We start from the raw sequence: 17,895 nt of genomic DNA, 5'->3' as shown, positions 1-17,895 counted from the left end.
AGAAGTACAACGAGTACAAGAAGCAGGACTCCGAGCACCTGCTGGAGACCACCGGCAAGGAGCTGCGCAAGCTCATGAGCTGGGTCGACGAAGAGGCGTGACGCGTTCCACCGGCCGACCCGCCCGGGTTCGGGGCGGGTCGGCCGATCTCCTCCAGGGCCCTGCCCCTGGTCTCCTTCGCGAACTCGCGGAGGAGACCGCGGACCAGGAACGTGGCATCCGGTTCGACCACTCCGTGCGGGGCCGTGCCCGAGGGTGCACACGGCCGGGCCCGGGGGCCGTCGTGGTGAACAGTGCGTCGCGGCGACGGCCGCACACCGCGTTCTCCGGCGCTCGGGGGCACTTTGTTGGTGTCCGGGTACTATGCCCCTGGTGCCGGGCCGGGTGACGGAGCCCGCACATCGGGCGGCCCCGCCGGAACAAGGGGTGAGGACGAGAGGAACGCATGATCTCCGTGACTCCCACGGCCCGCGACATCGAGATCACCGCCGAGGGCCTCCAGGAGGACCTGGTCCGCCTTCAGGTGCAGAAGCAGGCACTGGAGAGGGAACTGGCGGCGGTCACCGCTCATCTCGGCTCCGTGCCGCGGGCTCTCGGTGCCCTCCAGGCCCTCATGCCCGGGGCTCCTATGACGCCCACGGCCCCCCGGCCGCGGGACGCCGACGCACAGGTCCCGCCGCCGGTGCCGCCGACGCCCGCACCGGTCGTGGAGACGACCGAGGAGGACGAGGAGGAGCGGTCGCCGGCCGGCGCTTCCGACATCGACTCCGACGGCGTGCGGCCGTACGGCAGGCTCACCGAGCAGATCCTGGCCTACTTCGCGGAAGCCGGTGACTTCGACGTCCGTGCCCGGGACGTGGCGTCCGCCCTCGGGCGGGACACCGACAGTGGCAGCATCAACGCCGTCCGGAGCACCCTCGACCGTCTCGTCGGCTCCTCGCGCGTCCGTCGTGTCGGCCGCGGACTGTACCGCGCGGCGAAACACTGAGCGGCCCGTCCGTCCTCGGCGGACAGGAGCTGGGTGTTCAGGTGGCCCCGGGCATCACAGCCCCGGGATCGGGAAGATGCGTGTGACGTCTCCCGCCGTCGCACGGTTACTGTCTCGTTGTGACGCAGTCCTCTCCCGGAGCCGCCCGACACCGCACCCTTGTCACATGGTCCGTGCGTCCGTGTGTCCGCGGTCTGCCATGTCTGGACCGCATCATCACCGCTTCAGCACGTTGCACATGCCGATCCGGGCGGCCCCTGCCAGTGTGCGGGTCGATCGGCGAACGAACAGGTGCCCCGGACGCCGGTTCGCGGGGGTTCGATCGGCGTCCGGGGCACACCCGCCGCGCTCCCCACGGCACTCATAACAGTGTCACCCCTCGTTGTGATTCTCCTTGCGGGACACCTGCCGATGCCGGACGGTGTCCCGCGCCGAGGGGTCCGTCGCCGTGCCGCGGGGAGCGCCGAGTCCGGGGGCCTTCCCGACGTGGCGCCACGTCGCTGTGGCGCTCTGTCCGGCGACCGCTCCCTGCGGTGCGGGCGACCCGTTCCAGCTCATCCGTGACCACGGGAGGGCCAGTTCGTCCCCGCCGTCTACCGGCCGGGGTGCCAGGGATTCGATCCGGGCGGCCTCGCCGTGCCGGGCGAACACGGTGTCGACGTATCGGTGGCCGGTGTCCGCGGCGATGAACAGCACCGTCCGGCCGGGCTCCGCACGACGTTCCCACCGGGCCGCGAGGTAGGCAGCCCCGGTCGACAGGCCCGCGAAGACGGCGTGCCGGCGCAGCAGGTCGACGCTGCCGGCGAGGGCGGCGTCGAAGGCAAGCCAGTGCAGGACGTCGTAGAGGTCGTGGCGGACGTTGCCGAAGGGGATGGAGCTGCCGATGCCGGCGATGATGATCTCCGGGTCGGCGACGTGCTCGCTGCCGAAGGTGACACTCCCGTACGGCTGGACACCCACGAGTCGTACGTCGGCGGAGCGTTTCCTCAGGTAGTGGGTGAGGGCGCCGGTCGAGGCGCCGGAGCCCACCCCGCCGACGAGGGTGAGGCAGTCGCCGTCCGTCCGGTCGTGTATCCGCTCGGCGACGGCTTCGTAGCCGAGGTAGTGGATGTCGTCGTGGTACTGGCGCATCCAGTGGTAGCCGGGATGTTCGCGCAGGATCTCGCGGACGCGGGCGACCCGGCGGTTCTGGTCGAGTTGGAGGCTGCTGCTGGGCGGCATCTGCTCCAGGTGGGCGCCGAGTATGCCGAGCTGGGTGCGCAGGGTGTGGTCGACGGTGGTGGAGCCGACGATGTGGCAGCGCAGGCCGTAGCGGTGGCAGGCCAGGGCGAGGGCGTAGGCGTAGATGCCGCTGGAACTGTCGATGAGTGTGTCTCCGCGTCGTACGGCTCCGGTGTCGAGCAGGTGGCGTACGGCGGCGAGGGCGGAGACGACCTTCATGGTCTCGAAGCGGAGACACAGCAGGCCGTCGTCGAGGCGTATCAGGTCCGGACGGCCGATGGCGTCCGAGATGTGTTCGTCCACGGGAACTCCTCGCTGAGGGGGGACGCGAAGGTGGTGAAGGTCCGGGTCGGTGTGATGCCCGCGCGGTCCAGGGCACGGGCGCACCGGCGCAGGGCGGGGTGCAGGCCGGGGGCACGGGGGTCGAAGAGGATGCCGGCGACGTTTCCGCTGTGGGCGATCTGCACGCCGACGGCGCCCGCGCGGTCGGCGATGGCGGTGAGGGTGGGGAACTCCTGGTGGCGCAGGACGCGTTGGCGCAGGCGGGCACTGGAGGTGCTGACCCGGCCGAGCAGGGCGGTGTCGGCGGTGGTCACCGCGCGGCGGAGCATGCCGCGCAGCTGCGCGTAGGCGGTGAGGTCGTCGTCGTGGTGGAGGGCGGGGAGGGCGAGGGTGTCGACCGGTGCGCCCTGGGCGAGGGTGCACCCGACCACCACGGCGGGTGGCAGTGCGGGGCCGAGCACTTCGAGGACACGGCCCTCGCGCTGCGCGAAGAGCAGGGGGCGCACGCCGTGCATCAGGGGGTCGCTGGCGCCCTCGGCGCGCACCGCGATCCGGGCGATCGTCTCCGAGGGCAGCCCCACCCCCCAGGAGTCGGCGACCGCCCGCACGGTGGCGATGACGTCGCTGGTGGAGGAACCCATTCCGAGGCCGACGGGGAGGTCACCGGCGAGGGTCAGGTCCCCGCCGCAGGGCTTCGCGTCCCGGCGTGCCGCGCACTCCCGTACGGCGAGGACGGCCGCCGCCCGCGCCTTGGTCCGGCCGGCGGGTGTCACCGTCACCTCGTCCGGCGGGCTGCCGGGCCGGTGCGCGAACCGGGCGGTGCTGCCCGGTCCGTTCATCGGCAGCGTGACCAGCCCGTGGACGGGGCGGCACCGCTCGTCGAGGAAGACGCCCTGCAGGATCTCGCCGTGGTGGCAGGCGGCGCGTCCGGTGCCCTCCGTGCCGGGGGCGGCGGCCTCGGACGGGCGGGTGGTGGCGGTCATGCGCCGGCCGCCACCCGGTAGCGGTACAGGGTGGTGGGTTCGGCGCTGAACTGGGAGAAGGGGAAGGGTTCCGCGGACAGGGCGGTCACGCCCTGTCCGAGGAAGGCTCGCGCCACGGCGCTGCCGGTCTGGGCGTAGACCACCAGGGGCACACCGCGTTCGCGACAGCGGGCGAGGACGGTGTCGAAGCTGCCGTTGCCGAGGGTCATTCCGGTGGCCACGACGGCGTCGGCGGTGTCGAGGACCTCGTGCATGTCGTCGGTGACCGGATCGCCCCACTGGGTGGTGCGCAGGTTGAGGTCGCAGAGCAGGGGATCACCGCCGCGCTCACGGATCGCGGCGACGAGCGGGTTGACCACCCCGATCAGGGCGACCTTGGCCCCGGCGTCGATGTCGAGGAGTCCGGCGATGGCCGCGTCCCGGGCCAGTGCCCGGGTCTCGGGCGTCCCGGCGGGCAGGGTGACCGGTTCGGCCTCGGCCGCCTCCCGGTGCGGGCGGACCGAGCTGAGGTAGGCGTCGAGAGCGGCGATCCGCAGGGGACGGGGCACGTCGCCCAGCAGCGTGTCCAGGGCGGCACCGGAGGCGTCGCGGCACACGGACGGATCGACCTCGCCGGCCTCGAAGGCGCAGCCGCCGAAGGAGTCGCCCAGTCGGACGAGGACGTACTGGTTGAGGTAGGTGGTGTTCCCGCCGGCCAGCCGGGTGCCGTGGTGCACCCAGAACACGCTGGTGGCCACGAGGTCGGTGGGGCGGGGGCCGTGATCGCCCGCCAGGACGGCGGCCAGGAGTTCCGCGGTGGGCTTCATCGCTCTCCTCCGGTGCACGGCGTGTCATGGGTGATGCGGAAGAGGAAGGTCAGCACGCCGTCCCGCCAGTCGTGGAGGTGGTCGATCCGAGGGCTGAGCCCGTGGTCCAGCGCGTGCCGGACCAGGGCGCGCAGATCCGCGGTGTTGGAGGCGATGAGGTGGATCTCGCCGCCGGGGGCCAGCAGGTCCTTCTCCGCGATCTGGGCGAAGAACTTCGCCAGCAGCGGCGCTCCCACGCAGACGTTGCGTACGACGTCGGGGTCCTCACTGACGGTCTGGCTGACGGCGGGCGGGTTGAAGGTGACCACGTCCAGCCGGACACCCTCGGGGAGGGCGTCGAAGACGTCGCTCACCGCCGGGGCGAACGTGGTGCCCGGGCGCTCGCCCACCAGGCGGCGGTAGTGACCGGTGGCGGCGGCCACGCTCTGCGGGTGGATGTCGAGCGCGTGGATCTCCCGTGCCCCCCGGACGCCCGCCGCTACGGCCTCGACGCCCAGGCCCGCGCCCATGGCGGCGTAGCGCAGGTTTCGGGTCTCGATACGGCCGTCGAGCACCCGCTCGTGGATCAGGCGGCTGGTCCAGCCGGGTATGAAGACGCCGGGTGGGACGTCGAACGTCCAGCCGTTCCACTCGTAGGAACGCGTGGTGTGCACGTCCGCCTTGGGCTGGTTGAGGGCGATGATCCGGTCGGCGGGCAGCGGTGGGGGCAGCTGCTCGACGAGGGCCTGGCCGATCGCGTGAAGGTCCATGGTGTCCTTTCCTGGTCGGTACGGCGGGGGTGGCACGCGGTGGCTCAGCCCTCGAGTTCGCGCAGGTAGGTGGCGAACTTCTCCAGGCCGTCGATGTTGCGGGGCCCGCTGATGCCCTCGTTGTAGTCGAGGACGAAGAAGTTGTTCTTCCTCACGGCGGGCAGCCCCTTGGTGTGGGCGGACTTCCGCAGGAAGTCGATCTTCTTCTGGGCGGGCTGGTCGCCGTAGTCGAGGATGACGACGACCTCGGGCTCGGCCTCGGCGACGGATTCCCAGTTGACCTGGGTCCAGCGCTCGTCGAGGCCGTCGAAGACGTTCCTGCCGCCCGCCGTCCTGATGATGTCGTTGGGGGGCACCTGGTTGCCCGCGGTGAACGGCTGGTCGGTGCCGGAGTCGTAGAGGAAGACGGGCACCGGATCGCCCGTCGGGGCCTTGCTCCCGACCTCCGCCACGCGCTTCTTCAACCCGTCGACGACGTCCGCGGCCCTGTCCTCGACCCGGAAGATCTCGCCCAGCCGTTCGAGGTCGGTGTAGAGGGCCTCGAAGGGGCTCATCCGCTCGGGGTGGCCCGGGTAGTTGAAGCAGCTCTCGGTGTGCATGAAGCTCTGGATGCCGAGCTTGTCCAGGATCTCGGGTGTGATGCCCCGCTCGTCCTTGAAACCGGAGTTCCAACCGGCCACGACGAGATCGGACTCGGCCTCGACCACGACCTCCTTGTTCAGGAGGTCGTCGGAGAGCATCTTCACCTTGGCGTACTCGGACGCCCACGGGGATTCGGTCACCGGCGGGTTGGCGGGAGGCATCACATAGCCGTGCACGTGCTCCGTCAGACCGAGGGCGAACAGCTTGTCCGCGCTGCCGCCCTCATAGGCGACGGCCCGCTCGGGCACCGTGTACTCGACGGGTTCGCCGCAGCGTTTGACGGTGACCGTGCCGGACTTCTTGGCGTCCGGTTCGACCTCGGCGCCGCATCCGCCGAGCACCAGGGCCGCCGCCAGGGCCGAGCCGAGCGCGACAGGCCGGCGGGCCGTGCCGGGAATGGGGGTGGTACGCATGCGTGAGCAGCCTTTCATCGGGCGGAGTCGAGCGAGTACAGGAGTTGGGGATCGCCGGTCAGCGGGTGGGGGACGACGCTGGCCGTGACACCGAAGACGTCACCGACGAGCTGTGGGGTGAGCACGGCTTCGGGTGTGCCGGAGGCGACCAGGCGGCCTTGGGAGAGGACGCCGAGCCGGTCGCAGGCCGCCGCGGCGAGGTTGAGGTCGTGCAGGACGACGAGGACGGTGAGTCCGGACCCGCTCAGGAGCGAGAGCAGGTCGACCTGGTGGCGGACGTCCAGGTGGTTGGTCGGCTCGTCGAGGACGAGGATCTGCGGTTCCTGTACGAGCGCGCGGGCCAGCAGGACGCGCTGGCGCTCACCGCCCGACAGTGTGAGAACGCCCCGGTGCGCGAGGTGTCCGATGTCGAGCCGGTCCATCACCCGTTCGCACAGGGCGCGTTCGCGGCCGCTGAGCGCCTGGTTCCCGCGCAGGTGGGGCGCGCGGCCGAGGGCGACGACCTCCTCGACCGTGAAGTCGAAGTCGACGCCGCCGTCCTGGGTCATGGCCGCGACGGTGCGGGCGCTGTCGCGCAGCGGGAGGCGCGTCAGGTCCCGCTCACCCACCCTGACCGTTCCGGAACTGGGCCGCAGCGCCCGGTACACGCACCGCAGGGCGGTGGACTTGCCGCTTCCGTTGGGCCCGACGAGCCCCACGACCTTTCCGTCCGGCACCTGGAGCGACAGCCCGCGCACGAGGCTCCGGCCGTCCGTCACCACGGTGAGTTCATCGAGTTCCAGGTCCACGTCAGCGCCGTCCGAAGGTGTAGCCCCTGCGCCGCATGAGGGCGATGAAGACGGGCACCCCCACGAGCGCGGTGATGACCCCGAGTGGCAGCTCGCGCGGGGCCACCAGGGTCCGTGCCGCCAGGTCGACCCACACCATGAAGATCGCTCCGACCAGGGGGGCCACGGCGAGCAGACGCGCGTGCGTGGCCCCGGCGACCATCCGCACCAGGTGCGGCATGACGAGTCCGACGAAGGCGATGGCGCCGCTGACGGCGACCATGACGCCCGTGACGAGTGAGACGAGCATCAGCAGCACCTTGCGGTGGCGGTCGGGGTCGAAGCCGAGGCTGGCGGCGGTCTCGTCGCCGAGGGAGAGGACGTCCAGTGCCCTCCCGTACCGGTACAGGACCGCGAGTCCGGCCAGCACCACGACGCAGACGACGGGCAACGCGCCCCAGGTCGCCGCACCGAAGCTGCCCATGGTCCAGTACAGGACCGTGCTCGTCGCCTCGCCGTCCGGCACGAAGTAGACAATCAGGCTCATGACAGCCTGAAATCCCAGCGACAGGGCCACGCCCGTCAGCACGAGGCGCAGCGGTGACAGCGCGCCCCTGCGGGAGGAGGCCGCGTACACCAGCAGCGAGGCGACGAGCGCGCCGGCGAACGCGCCGACGGAGACGGCGTGGACGCCGAGTACCGCGAGCCCTCCGGTGACGGTGACCCCGACGGCGCCCACGGACGCGCCCGAGGAGACCCCGAGGACGAAGGGGTCGGCCAGCGCGTTGCGCACCATGGCCTGGATCGCCACTCCGACCGCGCTCAGCCCGGCACCCACCAGCGCCGCCAGCAGCACGCGCGGCGTGCGGATCTGCCAGACGATCTGATACGTCGTCACCTCATCGGGAGCGATGCGCCCGCCGCTGAGAGCGGCCCACAGATGGCGGGCGGTCTCCCCCGGGGTGACGACGGCGGGACCGAGCCCGATGGCGACGACGACGGACACGAGCAGGAGGGCGACCAGCGCCGTGCAGCCGAGCAGCAGTGCTTTGAGGGACGCGGACCGGCCTCGCACGGCGGCTTCGGGCCGTGGCGTCACCACCTCGTCAATGGAAATCATGTTCATGTATGGAACCCAACACCCCTCGCAGGACGACGACCGGTAGCACTCTAATGGAAATGATTATCACTGCGATAGTGTGAGCCGCATCGCGCTGCCCGCCGTGCCACCAGGCCGGTCCCGCCGCACAACTTCCGTGCAGTACACAGCCGTTGCCGCCGGTACGCGTCCCGACCCCTCGCCGCCGACAGGACAGGAGCACTCCCTCGTGCCCACTCCCTCCGCCCTTCCCACCGCCGCCGAGTCCCCTCCGGCGAAGCAGCCCTCGATCCTGCTCGACCTGGCCTTCCTGCGCCTGTGGACCGGCGCCACCGCGTCGGGCCTGGCCACCTGGGCCCTGCCCTTCGTCCTCGGCCTCGCCGTCTTCGGCCGGACCCTGACCGCCGCCGACCTCGGCCTGCTGCTCGCGGCGCGTACCGTCGGGTTCCTCGCCGCGGTGCCCGTGGCCGGGGTGCTGGCCGACCGGCACTCCCGCCGGGGCGTCGTGCTGTGGGCGGGGCTGGCCGCCGGAGCCGCCGCACCGGTGATCGCCGCGGGACTGGAGCGCTCCGTGCCGCTGATGGCGGCGGCCGCCGCGGTGGCGGGCGCCGGGCAGGGCGCCTGCCGACCCGCCTACCAGGCCCTCACCGCCGAAGTGGTCGACGCCGGGCGCAGGCAGCAGGCCAACGCCGCCATGACCCTGGCGGTCCGGGTCACCACGCTCGTCGGCCCCTCGTCGGCCGCTCTGCTCGCCGTCTTCCTGGACACCAGGGCACTGCTGGTGGGCATCGGGCTGCTCTGGCTGGTCGCGGCCTGTGTACCCCCGACCGGCACCCGGCCCGGGACCGCGGAAGCGACCTCGGAGCCTTCGGCCGGGGCGGTCAGGGCGTCCTTCCCGGCCGAGTTCGCGGAGGGGGTCCGCGAGGCGCGCAGGCACCCCTGGTTCCTCGCCGGCCTGGGCGCGCTGACGGCCGTGATAGCCACCGGCTACTCCGCGACCGGCGTCGCCCTTCCCCTGGTCAGCAGGGACGAGTACGGGACCGAGGTCGTGCTGGCGGCTGCGATGACCGCCTACACCGCGGGAGCACTGGGCGGTGCGCTGCTCATGGCCCGCTGGCGCCCGCGCTCCCCCGGCCGGGCCGCTCTCGCCGGGCTGGCCTGCTACGGCTTCGCCCCGCTCAGCCTGGTGTTCCCCGTGCACCCGGTCGTCGTGCCGGCCGCCTACGCCGTCGCGGGCATCGGCGTCGAACTCTTCAACGTGCCCTGGTTCACCGCCGCCCAGCGCGAGGTCGCTCCGGACAAACTGGCCCGTGTCTCCTCCCTGGACTTCCTGTTGTCCTACGGCCTCGCCCCGCTCGGCCTCGCCCTCATCGCCCCGGCCATCGACGCCTTCGGCGCCACGGCGGTCCTCGCGGCCTGCGCGCTCGTCTGCTTCGCGGCGCCCGCCACCGCCGCCCTGGCGCCCGGCGCCCGCACCTTCTCCGTCGCACGAGGGCGCGGCGACAGGACGGCGTAGGCGGACAGGGCGCCGGGTCGGCCGACCGGCGTCGGACATCCGGCGTCCGGCGTCCGGCGTCCGGCGTCCGGCGTCCGGCGTCCGGCGAAGCGAACGCATGGGTCGGGCAGAGATCACTCAATGATTGAGATACATTCTCTTTGAGGTATCTTTACTGACCCGCCCCGTTAGGGAGTCGATGAACAGCGCGCGCCGATCAGTCCGCCGGCTGGTCCCTCTCGTCCTCGTGATCGTCTGGCTCGGCCTCGGAGGAGCCTTCGGCTCCTACGCGGGCAAGCTCGGTGAAGTCTCCACGAACGACCAAGCGGCCTTCCTGCCGCAGAACGCCGAGTCCACGAAGGTGATCGCACAGCAGGAGGCCTTCAACCAACAGGAGACCCTTCCCGCCGTCGTCGTCTGGACCGCGCCCGAAGGCGGCGACATCTCCCGGGCCCAGCAGCAGGCGGCCACCTCGGCTCTGCGGTCGCTGGCGGACACCGAGGGCGTCGACGGGGCGCCCTCGCCCGCCTTCCGCTCCGAGGACGGAAAGGCTCTGCAGGGCGTCGTACCCCTCTCCCCCGACCTCGGGGAACGACTCGGTGACGTTCTGGACGGCATCGAGCACGCGGCGGCCGCCGTGCCCGAGACGCGCGCCCAGCTCGCCGGTCCGGCGGCGACCCAAGGGGATCTGGGAGAGGCGTTCGCAGGAATCGACGGGCTTCTGCTCGGCGTGGCGCTGGCGGCCGTCCTCCTGATCCTGCTGCTCGTCTACCGCAGTGTCCTCCTGCCCTTCCTGATCATCATCAGCGCCGTCTTCGCGCTCGGAGTCGCCGGCGCGATCGTGTACGTCCTCGCCGACCACGACGTCGTCCGCGTCGACGGCCAGGTCCAGGGCATCCTCTCCATCCTGGTGATCGGCGCGGCCACCGACTACGCGCTCCTGCTCACCGCCCGCTTCCGCGAGGAGATCGCCGCCGGCGGTGACCGCCTCACCGCCGCCTGGGCCGCCACGCGGGGATCCTTCGGCGCCGTCACCGCCAGCGCCGCCACCGTGGCCCTCGGGCTCCTGGCCCTCCTCCTCAGCGACCTGACCAACAACAGGGCCCTCGGACCGGTCGGGGCGATCGGCGTCGTCTGCGCCGTCCTGACGACCCTCACCTTCCTGCCGGCCGTCCTCGCGCTGATGGGCAGGACCGCGTTCTGGCCGGCCAAGCCGAGGTCGGCCGACGCCGAGACGGGCGGTCACGGCCTTTGGCGGCGCGTCGCCCACTGGGTCGACGCCCGGCCCCGGCGGCTGTGGATCATCACCACCGGTTTCCTGCTGGCCGGAGCGGCGTTCTTCCCCGCGCTGCAGTCGAAGGGCGTCCCCCTGGACGAACTGTTCGTCAACGACGCCCCGTCCGTCGCCGCCCAGCAGACACTGGGCCGGCACTTCCCCGGCGGCTCCGGCCAGCCCGCGGTCATCGTCACCGAGGCCTCGAACCGGACCGCGGTACAGCAAGCGGCGGCCACGACGCCCGGCGTGGCCGACGTACAGGTGACCACCAGCACCCCCGGCGGGCCGCCCCTGGTCGTCGACGGCAAGGTGCGCATCGACGCCACGCTGGCCGACTCCCCCGACAGCGACGCGGCCAAGCGCACCGTCCAGACCTTGCGCGAGCGGGTGCACGCCGCCGACGCGGACACCTTGGTGGGGGGCTACACGGCGCAGCAGTACGACACCCAGCGCACCGCGGAACACGACAGGAACCTGATCATTCCCGTCGTCCTGGCCATCATCCTGGTCATCCTGGTCGTCCTCCTCCGGTCCCTGGCCCTGCCCGTTCTCCTGGTGGCCACCGTCGGTCTGAACTACCTGGCGACGCTCGGCATCGCGGGACTGGTCTTCGAGCACGGCCTCGGCTTCTCCGGGACGGACGCCTCCGTACCCCTGTACGGATTCGTCTTCCTCGTGGCCCTCGGAGTCGACTACAACATCTTCCTCATGTCCCGGGTGCGCGAGGAAAGTCTGCGCCTGGGCGCCCGGCAGGGCATGCTGCGCGGGCTCGTCGCCACCGGCGGTGTGATCACGTCGGCGGGGGTGGTCCTCGCGGCGACGTTCGCGGCGCTCATCGTCATCCCCCTCGCGTTCCTGGCGCAGATCGCCTTCATCGTCGCCTTCGGCGTGCTCCTCGACACGATCGTGGTGCGATCGCTCCTGGTACCCGCCCTGGTGCGCGACATCGGCCCGAAGGTCTGGTGGCCCAGCGCTCTCGCGCGCGAGAGCGCCCACCGGAACCCGGACCCGGCCGGTGCCCACGCGAAGAGGACTGCCGCGGGCGCGGACGTCACCGGTTAGGACAACTCGCCCGGTGTCACTTGCCGCTGTAGACGGGGAACGCGCTGTGCTCGCCGTAGTCCACGGCGCTCAGGCCCCGCAGGACGTCCATGTCCTCGTCGGAGATCTCGAAGCCGACCTCGGCGTTGGAGCGCATGTGCTCGGGGTTCGCCGTCTTGGGCAGCGACACCGTCCCCAGCTGGAGCGTGTAGCGGATGCACAGCTGCGGGACGGACACGCCGTACCTGCCCGCCATCGCCTGGATCTCGGGGTTCTCCAGGATGGCTCCGTGTGCGATCGGGGAGTACGCCTCGACGAGGATCCGCTGGGCCGCGCAGTGGTCCAGGAGCTGCGAGGGGGTGTTGCCGGCGTGGACGAGCAACTGGTTCACGTGCGGCACGACGGTGGCGGCCTGGAGGAGGTGCTCCAGGTCCTGCTGCTGGAAGTTGGACACCCCGATGGAGCGGATCCTGCCGTCCCGGTGCGCCTCTTCGAGCGCGCGCCACGCTTCGCGGTTGCCCTCGGCGTAGTCGCCGCCGCGGAAGTCGTCCCACGGCTGCGGGCTGTGGATGAGCATCAGGTCGATGTACTCGATCCCGAGCTTCTCCAGGGACCCGTCGATCGACGCGACCGCCTGCTCGTAGTCCTTGATCTCCGCGGCGAGCTTGGTGGACACGAACAGCTCGTCGCGGGACACGCCGGCGGTGCGCACGCCCTCGCCGACGCCGCGCTCGTTGCCGTAGGCCTGGGCGGTGTCGATGTTGCGGTAGCCGATCTCCACGGCCGCGCGGACCGCCTCGGCCACCTGGTCGTCGGCGATGAACCAGGTACCGAGCCCCAGCTTGGGGATCTCGACGCCGTTGGACATCGTGTAGGTCTCGTTCAGGATGGTCATGCGTTCGCTCCGTTCTTCGGCAGCTCGCCGTACACCTCGTCGGTGACGGGTTCGAGCCATTCGTTGCGGACGTCCGGGCCGGGGGTGATGAAGGCGATGTGGGAGAACCAGGAGTCGGCCTTCGCGCCGTGCCAGTGCGCGTCCCGTCCAAGGACGTGAGGAACTCGCGTGCTTCGTTCCCGGCGTCCCTGCGTTCCACGTTAAGCCGGGAAGCCGCTGTGAGGGACCGCGAGCCGCGAGCCGCGAGCCGCGAGCCGCGAGCCGCGAGCCGCGAGCCGCGAGCCGCGAGCCGCGAGCCGCGAGCCGCGAGCCGCGCGGGCTGACCGACCGGAGGGCGGGTTCGTGCGAGGCGGTGAGCGTGTTCGGTAGCCCGCCGCTTCGTGTGCCGGTCGGACCGGACGCTCACCGCTGGAGCACCTTCCACGGTGAGCGCACCCTGATCGTCGCCGCCCGTACGGTCACCTCGACCGTGCGAGTCCTCGAAACCCTGCCGGCGCTCCTGCGCGACGACCCCCGCGTGAGCGTGGTCTTCGCCCACGATCCCGGTTCCGCGTTCAACGACGGCGTACTCGACCTTCTGCGCACCGCCGGATGCCGGGTCGTTCCCTGGGAGCAGTTGGAGCGCCTCTCCCCCGACCTGATCCTCTCCGCCAGCGAGAACATCGACGTTCCGGAGGGCGACTGCCCGGTGCTGGTGCTGCCGCACGGCGTCGGTTTCCAGAAACTCGTACCGGATTCCCGGAGTTCGCGCGAGCGGCTCTCCGGTGTCGTCCCGGACTCGCTGCTCGAGTCGGGGCGCGCCTGGCTGGCGATCTCCCACCCGGCTCAGGAGGAGCAGCTGCTCGCCAGTCACCCGAGGGCGGCGGGACGCACCCTGCTCGTCGGTGATCCGTGCTTCGACGAGTTGGCCGGCAGCCGGAGCCGCAGGTCGGCCTACCGTGAAGCACTGGGTGTCGCGGAGCATCAGCGCCTGGTCGTCGTCAGCTCGACGTGGGGTCCGACGTCGCTGCTGGGCAACCATCCGGACCTGCCCGCCCGCCTCCTCGCGCACCTCGCCTGCGACGAGTACCGGGTCGGCGCGATCGTGCACCCCAATGTGTGGTCGGCCCACGGGGCCTGGCAGCTCCGCACCCTTCAGGCCGCCGCCCGGGAGGCCGGGCTGATGCTGATGCCGCCCGTCCACGCCTGGCGGCCCGCGCTGGTCGCCGCCGATGTCCTGGTGGGGGACCACGGCTCGGTGACGCTGTACGGGGCGGCGGCCGGCACACCGCTGCTGCTGGCCGCGTTCGGCGAGGACGCGGTTGCGGGGACCGCCGTCCACCACCTGGCCTCGGTCGCACCCCGGCTGGACGTCCACGGAGACCTGCTCGACCAGGTGGAGCGAGTCGCCGCGGAGCACACACCTGAGCGATACGCCGATGTCGCGGCGCGGGCGTTCAGCGAGCCGGGGCATGCGCTCGCCCGACTGCGCACGGTCCTGTACCGCCTGCTGGAGCTCCCCGAGCCGCCCTCGCCTCCCCCGGTTCCCCTGACACTGCCGGTTCCCGACCCGCCCGCCGCACCGGTCACCTCGTGGCAGGTGACGGCCGGGGTCACCGGAGGCGGACCGGCGCCCGTCGTCAGGGTGCGTCGCTCTCCGGCCGCCGTCGCGGCGTACGGGGCGGCGCCCCCGGACTCCGCCGCGGTCTCCACCCATCTGGCCTGCTCGGAGGACGAGCGCGACCGTCGGCTGACCGAGAGCGCCTCGGTCCTGGTGCGGTCCGACCCGGCCTCCACGTCCGTCGGTGCGCTGCGCTGGATCGAGGACACGCTCACCCGGTTGCCCGGCAGCCTTCTCGCGGCGACGGCGGTGCGCGGGGGCGGCTGCCTGGTCGGAGTCAGGGACGGCCGCGTCGTGGAGGCGGCCGTCACCGGCTCGCCGTTGGACCCGGGTGTGCCGGCCGCGGTCGTCTACGCCGGGCTGCGCACCGGGCTCCGTCTGGACGGCGCCCACGTGACCCTGCGACTCGGTGACGTGCGCGAGGAGGATGTCGTCCTGCGGCTGCGGCCGGCTCCTCCCCGGGGGTAGCCAGGTCCGAGCGGTTCCGCCCGGAACGGCTCAGCGGTCAAGGTCGCCCAGCCTCCTCCGCAGGGTCTCCGCCGGGCCTACGTCGCCCAGCGCCTCGTGGATGTCGGCGGCTCGCTCCAGGCACTCCCGCACCAGGTCGTCGTGTCCCCCGGCCCGCTCGGCGATGTCGGCGAGCTGCACCCGGGCCCGCGCCTCGTACTGCATCCCGTCGGCTGCCGCGCGGAGCTCGCGCACCGCCTCCCGCAGCTCGTGGATCGCCTGTCCGGTGTCGCCCAGGTGGTCGTGGGCGACACCGATGGCCGCCCTCGCCCGGGCCGCCATCCGCCGGTCGGGCTCCGCCCGGTGCTCGAAGTCCTGCCGCGCCCGGCGCAGTAGGACCATCGCCTCCGCGTGGTCGCCCCGTGCGTCGAGCGCGCGTCCGAGGAAGAAGGTGGCGAGTGCCGCTCCGCGGGTCTCGCCCGCGCGTTCGTTGAGTTCGAGGGAGCGCCGGTAGGCGGCCGCCGCTTCGGACGGCTCGACCACGTCCAGGCACCGGCCGAGGAACTCCTGCACCGAGGCGCGCAGCGTCAGGCGTCCGGTCGTCTCTGCCAGGGCGACGGCTCGCCGCAGCTGGTCCCTGGCCCGGTCGGTCTCCCCGAGGTCGAGCAGGGGGCGCGACAGCAGACTGCGCAGCCGGGCCTCGCCCGCCGTGGCCTCCTCGACCTCCCCCGCGGTCCCCGCGCCCGCCGTCGCCGCCGCGGCTGCCTCGATGCCGAGCTCCAGCGTCTCGGCCCAGGCCCGGAGGTAGCGGCGGTACAGGAACAGCACCGAGAACGCCTCGGCCAGTCGCCATGCCAGGGCGTACAACTCCTGGCGGACGGCGGCACGCAGCACCGCGAGGACAGCGGTGCGCTCCGTGTCCAGCCATTCCAGCGGTGGCGGCCCGCCGGGCGCGGCGAAGGGGTCGGTGGCGCGGTGCAGCAGGTCGGTGAGGTCGGCGATCCGCAGCCGCTCCCTGCGCAGTGCCAGGTCGGCGAAGGCGGTCAGGGCCAGGTAGTGCGTGCCGACCCGCTCGGTCAGCGCCGCCTCTTCGGTGTGCGGCTCCTCCTCGGCCGCCCGCTCCCGGGCGTGGAGGCGCACCAGATCGTGCATGCGGTAGCGACCGTCCCGCGCTCTCTCCACCAGGCTGGCGTTCGCCAGAACACGCAGCAGGCGTTGGGCGCCGCGCGTGTCGGCGCCGACGGCGACCGCGGCCACGCCGAGGTCGAAACGCCCGAAGGGCAGCCACCCGAGCAGCCGGTAGAGCCGGGCGGCGTCGGGCGGCAGCATCCGGTAGGAAGCTCCCAGAACCGCGGACACCGAGGACTCCTCTCCGTCCAGTGCCAGTCCCGCCAACCGGTCCGCCTCGTCGTCGAGTTCGGCGGCCAGCTCGGCGATGCTCATCGCATGTTCGTCGGTGACCAGCCGTGCCGCCGCGACCCGCAGGGCGACGGGAAGACCGCCACACAGTCGCACCAGGTGCTTCGCGGCCTCCTGGTCCGCCTCGACGGCTTCCGCACCGCACCAGTCCGTCAGCAGTCGCAGCCCGTGGTGTTCGTCCAGCGGCCTGACGGGGACCATCCGGGCACCGTCGTGGACGGCCAGTTCCCCCATTCCGCCCTGACTCGTGACCAGCACCGCGCTGCCCGGGCCCTTGGGAACCAGCGCACGCACCTGCGCGGCCTGGTTCACGTCGTCGAGGACGAGCAGGATGCGCAGCCCGGCCGTGCGCGACCTGTAGAGGTTGGCCCGGTCGGGAAGCGAGTCCGGAATGCCGAGGTGGCCTCCCGGCAGAGCTCTCAGGCACATGGCCAGCGCCTCGGAGACATCACCACCGGTCGCCGGGGCAGCCTGATCGCGCAGGGCCGCGAAGTCCACGTACAGCTGCCCGTCCGGGAAACGTCCCCTGGTCCTTTCCGCGCAGCGCCAGGCCATGGCCGACTTGCCGACTCCGGGCAGACCGTAGAGCACGTCGACACGGACCGAACGGTCCTCCACGGTGTCCCCGTGCCTCGCCTCCAGCGCCGCGAGTTCCGCCGTCCGGTTGCTGAACGGCCCGTTGAAGACGGGTACTTGATCGGGCGGGGACGTCCGTCCCGTGGCGGGCGATGCCCCGGGAGGAACGTGGAAGTGGATGTCACCGTGGACGGGAGAACCCTCGAGCACCAGGCCGTGATTCACCCCGACGCCCACCAGCGAGACGAAACCGCGGGACGTGTCCGGCGCCAACTCCGACAGCAGCCCCGCCAGTTCCCGCGCGGCGCCGGGATCCTCCCGGAAGACCTCTTCCAGCCGCCGCCGCAGTCGGCCATGGACATCTGCCCCTGCGTCGGCGTCACCCCCCGACCGCGCCCGGTCCAGCTCGGCACGCGCGGACTGCAACTCCTCCTCGGCCCCCTCCCCCGAGGCCCGGCTTCCGAAGAACCGGGTGACCCTGCTCTTCGCGCGTTCGAACGCCTCGGAAACGATCAGCCCCACCAACGCCGTCGCCCCCGAAGCGGCAAGGGCCGCCAACTCGGCCTCCACGGTCCCCCCTTCGCCGGGTTCCATCTCACGACACGGTCGGAGCCACCGTAGAGAGATCTTGGCCGCTTGGACAGTCGAACTCGCCGTTTCGCGGCGGCCGGCCATGGGGAGCCGGTCCTGTGTGTACGCCGCCGCCGTCTCGGTCGCCTGGAGGACGACGCCGCCGGCGGATAGCGGGACGACACGGTGGAACGCCCCGGTCGCGGCCGGCGCGTCTGTTCAGTATCCGCTTCGGGGGCGCGTCGGGTCGGGTGTGTGGGTACTTGAGTTCCAGCATGGCCAGCCAGTCGGGCTGCTGCGGCTTCCGTACCTCCTCGTAGCCTTGGCGCCACCGTTTCGGCGGGATGCCGGGCCGGGATGCCGGGCTGTGAGTCCGGGCCTGCGTCACCTTCCACAGTCCACAGCATGAGCCGGATGTAGTGATCACCACGCGGTCATCGTCGACCTCTCCTGTCGCGAGCGTGCCCTCCGCCCGCAGGTCCCTCGCCCTTCAACGGCTCACCCCGTACCTGCTCCGGCACGGTCAGCGATCACCATCGACGTGGAAACGAGCTGCACCCGCCGCGGCTCAGTGCACACACACCCTCCGAGCGTCCTCGGGCGTCTGCAGCAGACCGTGGATGGCG

13 protein-coding genes and 1 pseudogene are annotated in these 17,895 nt (G+C 72.0%); 4 read left to right on the top strand and 10 right to left on the bottom strand.

Translation table 11 applies throughout. From position 1 onward, the window contains the following. Positions 1-445: 445 nt before the first annotated feature. Positions 446-988, top strand: a complete 543-nt coding sequence (locus tag IE94_RS0122545) for a hypothetical protein (RefSeq protein ID WP_030187180.1) — start codon at positions 446-448, stop codon at positions 986-988. A 372-nt stretch (positions 989-1,360) separates the two neighbouring features. Here the strand turns inward: IE94_RS0122545 and IE94_RS0122540 are convergent, their stop codons facing one another. Genes IE94_RS0122540 through IE94_RS0122510 form a run of 7 tightly spaced genes read right to left on the bottom strand, consistent with a single transcriptional unit; the run spans position 1,361 to position 7,971 of the window. Continuing rightward, positions 1,361-2,512: a pyridoxal-phosphate dependent enzyme gene (locus IE94_RS0122540; protein ID WP_078606559.1), complete on the bottom strand. Its 1,152-nt coding sequence runs from the start codon at positions 2,510-2,512 to the stop codon at positions 1,361-1,363. Then, positions 2,470-3,474, bottom strand: coding sequence for a GHMP family kinase ATP-binding protein (locus IE94_RS0122535; RefSeq protein WP_030187176.1), 1,005 nt, complete (start codon positions 3,472-3,474; stop codon positions 2,470-2,472). Before IE94_RS0122535 ends, IE94_RS0122540 begins: the two co-directional genes overlap by 43 nt. After that, complete coding sequence (locus IE94_RS0122530; protein ID WP_030187174.1) at positions 3,471-4,280, bottom strand: Rossmann-like domain-containing protein; 810 nt, start codon at positions 4,278-4,280, stop codon at positions 3,471-3,473. Before IE94_RS0122530 ends, IE94_RS0122535 begins: the two co-directional genes overlap by 4 nt. Next, on the bottom strand, positions 4,277-5,029 hold the full coding sequence (locus tag IE94_RS0122525) for a class I SAM-dependent methyltransferase (RefSeq protein WP_030187172.1): 753 nt from the start codon (positions 5,027-5,029) through the stop codon (positions 4,277-4,279). Before IE94_RS0122525 ends, IE94_RS0122530 begins: the two co-directional genes overlap by 4 nt. A 44-nt stretch (positions 5,030-5,073) precedes the next feature. Beyond that, positions 5,074-6,084 carry an ABC transporter substrate-binding protein gene (locus IE94_RS0122520; protein ID WP_030187170.1) on the bottom strand — a complete coding sequence of 337 codons (1,011 nt, stop codon included), beginning with the start codon at positions 6,082-6,084 and terminating at the stop codon, positions 5,074-5,076. Positions 6,085-6,098: 14 nt separating this feature from the next. Next, on the bottom strand, positions 6,099-6,872 hold the full coding sequence (locus IE94_RS0122515) for an ABC transporter ATP-binding protein (RefSeq protein WP_030187168.1): 774 nt from the start codon (positions 6,870-6,872) through the stop codon (positions 6,099-6,101). A gap of 1 nt (position 6,873) precedes the next feature. Next, a complete protein-coding gene (locus tag IE94_RS0122510; RefSeq protein WP_245235300.1) occupies positions 6,874-7,971 on the bottom strand; it encodes a FecCD family ABC transporter permease in 1,098 nt (365 codons plus the stop codon). Positions 7,972-8,260: 289 nt separating this feature from the next. Between IE94_RS0122510 and IE94_RS0122505 the strand changes: the two genes are divergently transcribed. Both IE94_RS0122505 and IE94_RS0122500 read left to right on the top strand, forming a co-directional pair. After that, complete coding sequence (locus IE94_RS0122505; RefSeq protein ID WP_209441079.1) at positions 8,261-9,466, top strand: MFS transporter; 1,206 nt, start codon at positions 8,261-8,263, stop codon at positions 9,464-9,466. Positions 9,467-9,644: 178 nt separating this feature from the next. After that, positions 9,645-11,783, top strand: coding sequence for an MMPL family transporter (locus IE94_RS0122500; protein WP_030187159.1), 2,139 nt, complete (start codon positions 9,645-9,647; stop codon positions 11,781-11,783). A 16-nt stretch (positions 11,784-11,799) separates the two neighbouring features. Here IE94_RS0122500 and IE94_RS0122495 read toward each other — a convergent pair whose 3' ends face one another. Next, positions 11,800-12,657, bottom strand: coding sequence for an aldo/keto reductase (locus tag IE94_RS0122495; protein ID WP_030187157.1), 858 nt, complete (start codon positions 12,655-12,657; stop codon positions 11,800-11,802). Beyond that, positions 12,654-12,794: pseudogene (locus IE94_RS41750) on the bottom strand (cupin domain-containing protein); the annotation flags it as partial. The gene IE94_RS0122495 and the pseudogene IE94_RS41750, both read right to left, overlap by 4 nt. A 245-nt stretch (positions 12,795-13,039) precedes the next feature. On the opposite strand from IE94_RS41750, the gene IE94_RS0122490 reads away from it, so the two are divergent. Then, positions 13,040-14,725, top strand: coding sequence for a hypothetical protein (locus tag IE94_RS0122490; protein ID WP_030187154.1), 1,686 nt, complete (start codon positions 13,040-13,042; stop codon positions 14,723-14,725). 30 nt (positions 14,726-14,755) lie between these two features. On the opposite strand, the gene IE94_RS0122485 is transcribed toward IE94_RS0122490, so the two are convergent. Continuing rightward, entirely contained in the window at positions 14,756-17,269 is a 2,514-nt protein-coding gene (locus tag IE94_RS0122485) for an ATP-binding protein (RefSeq protein ID WP_030187151.1), read from the bottom strand. Between the last annotated feature and the right edge of the window lie 626 nt (positions 17,270-17,895).

This window comes from Streptomyces violaceorubidus (assembly GCF_000717995.1).
GTDB classification, from domain to species: domain Bacteria; phylum Actinomycetota; class Actinomycetes; order Streptomycetales; family Streptomycetaceae; genus Streptomyces; species Streptomyces violaceorubidus.
This window is presented reverse-complemented; position numbering and strand designations above follow the sequence as displayed.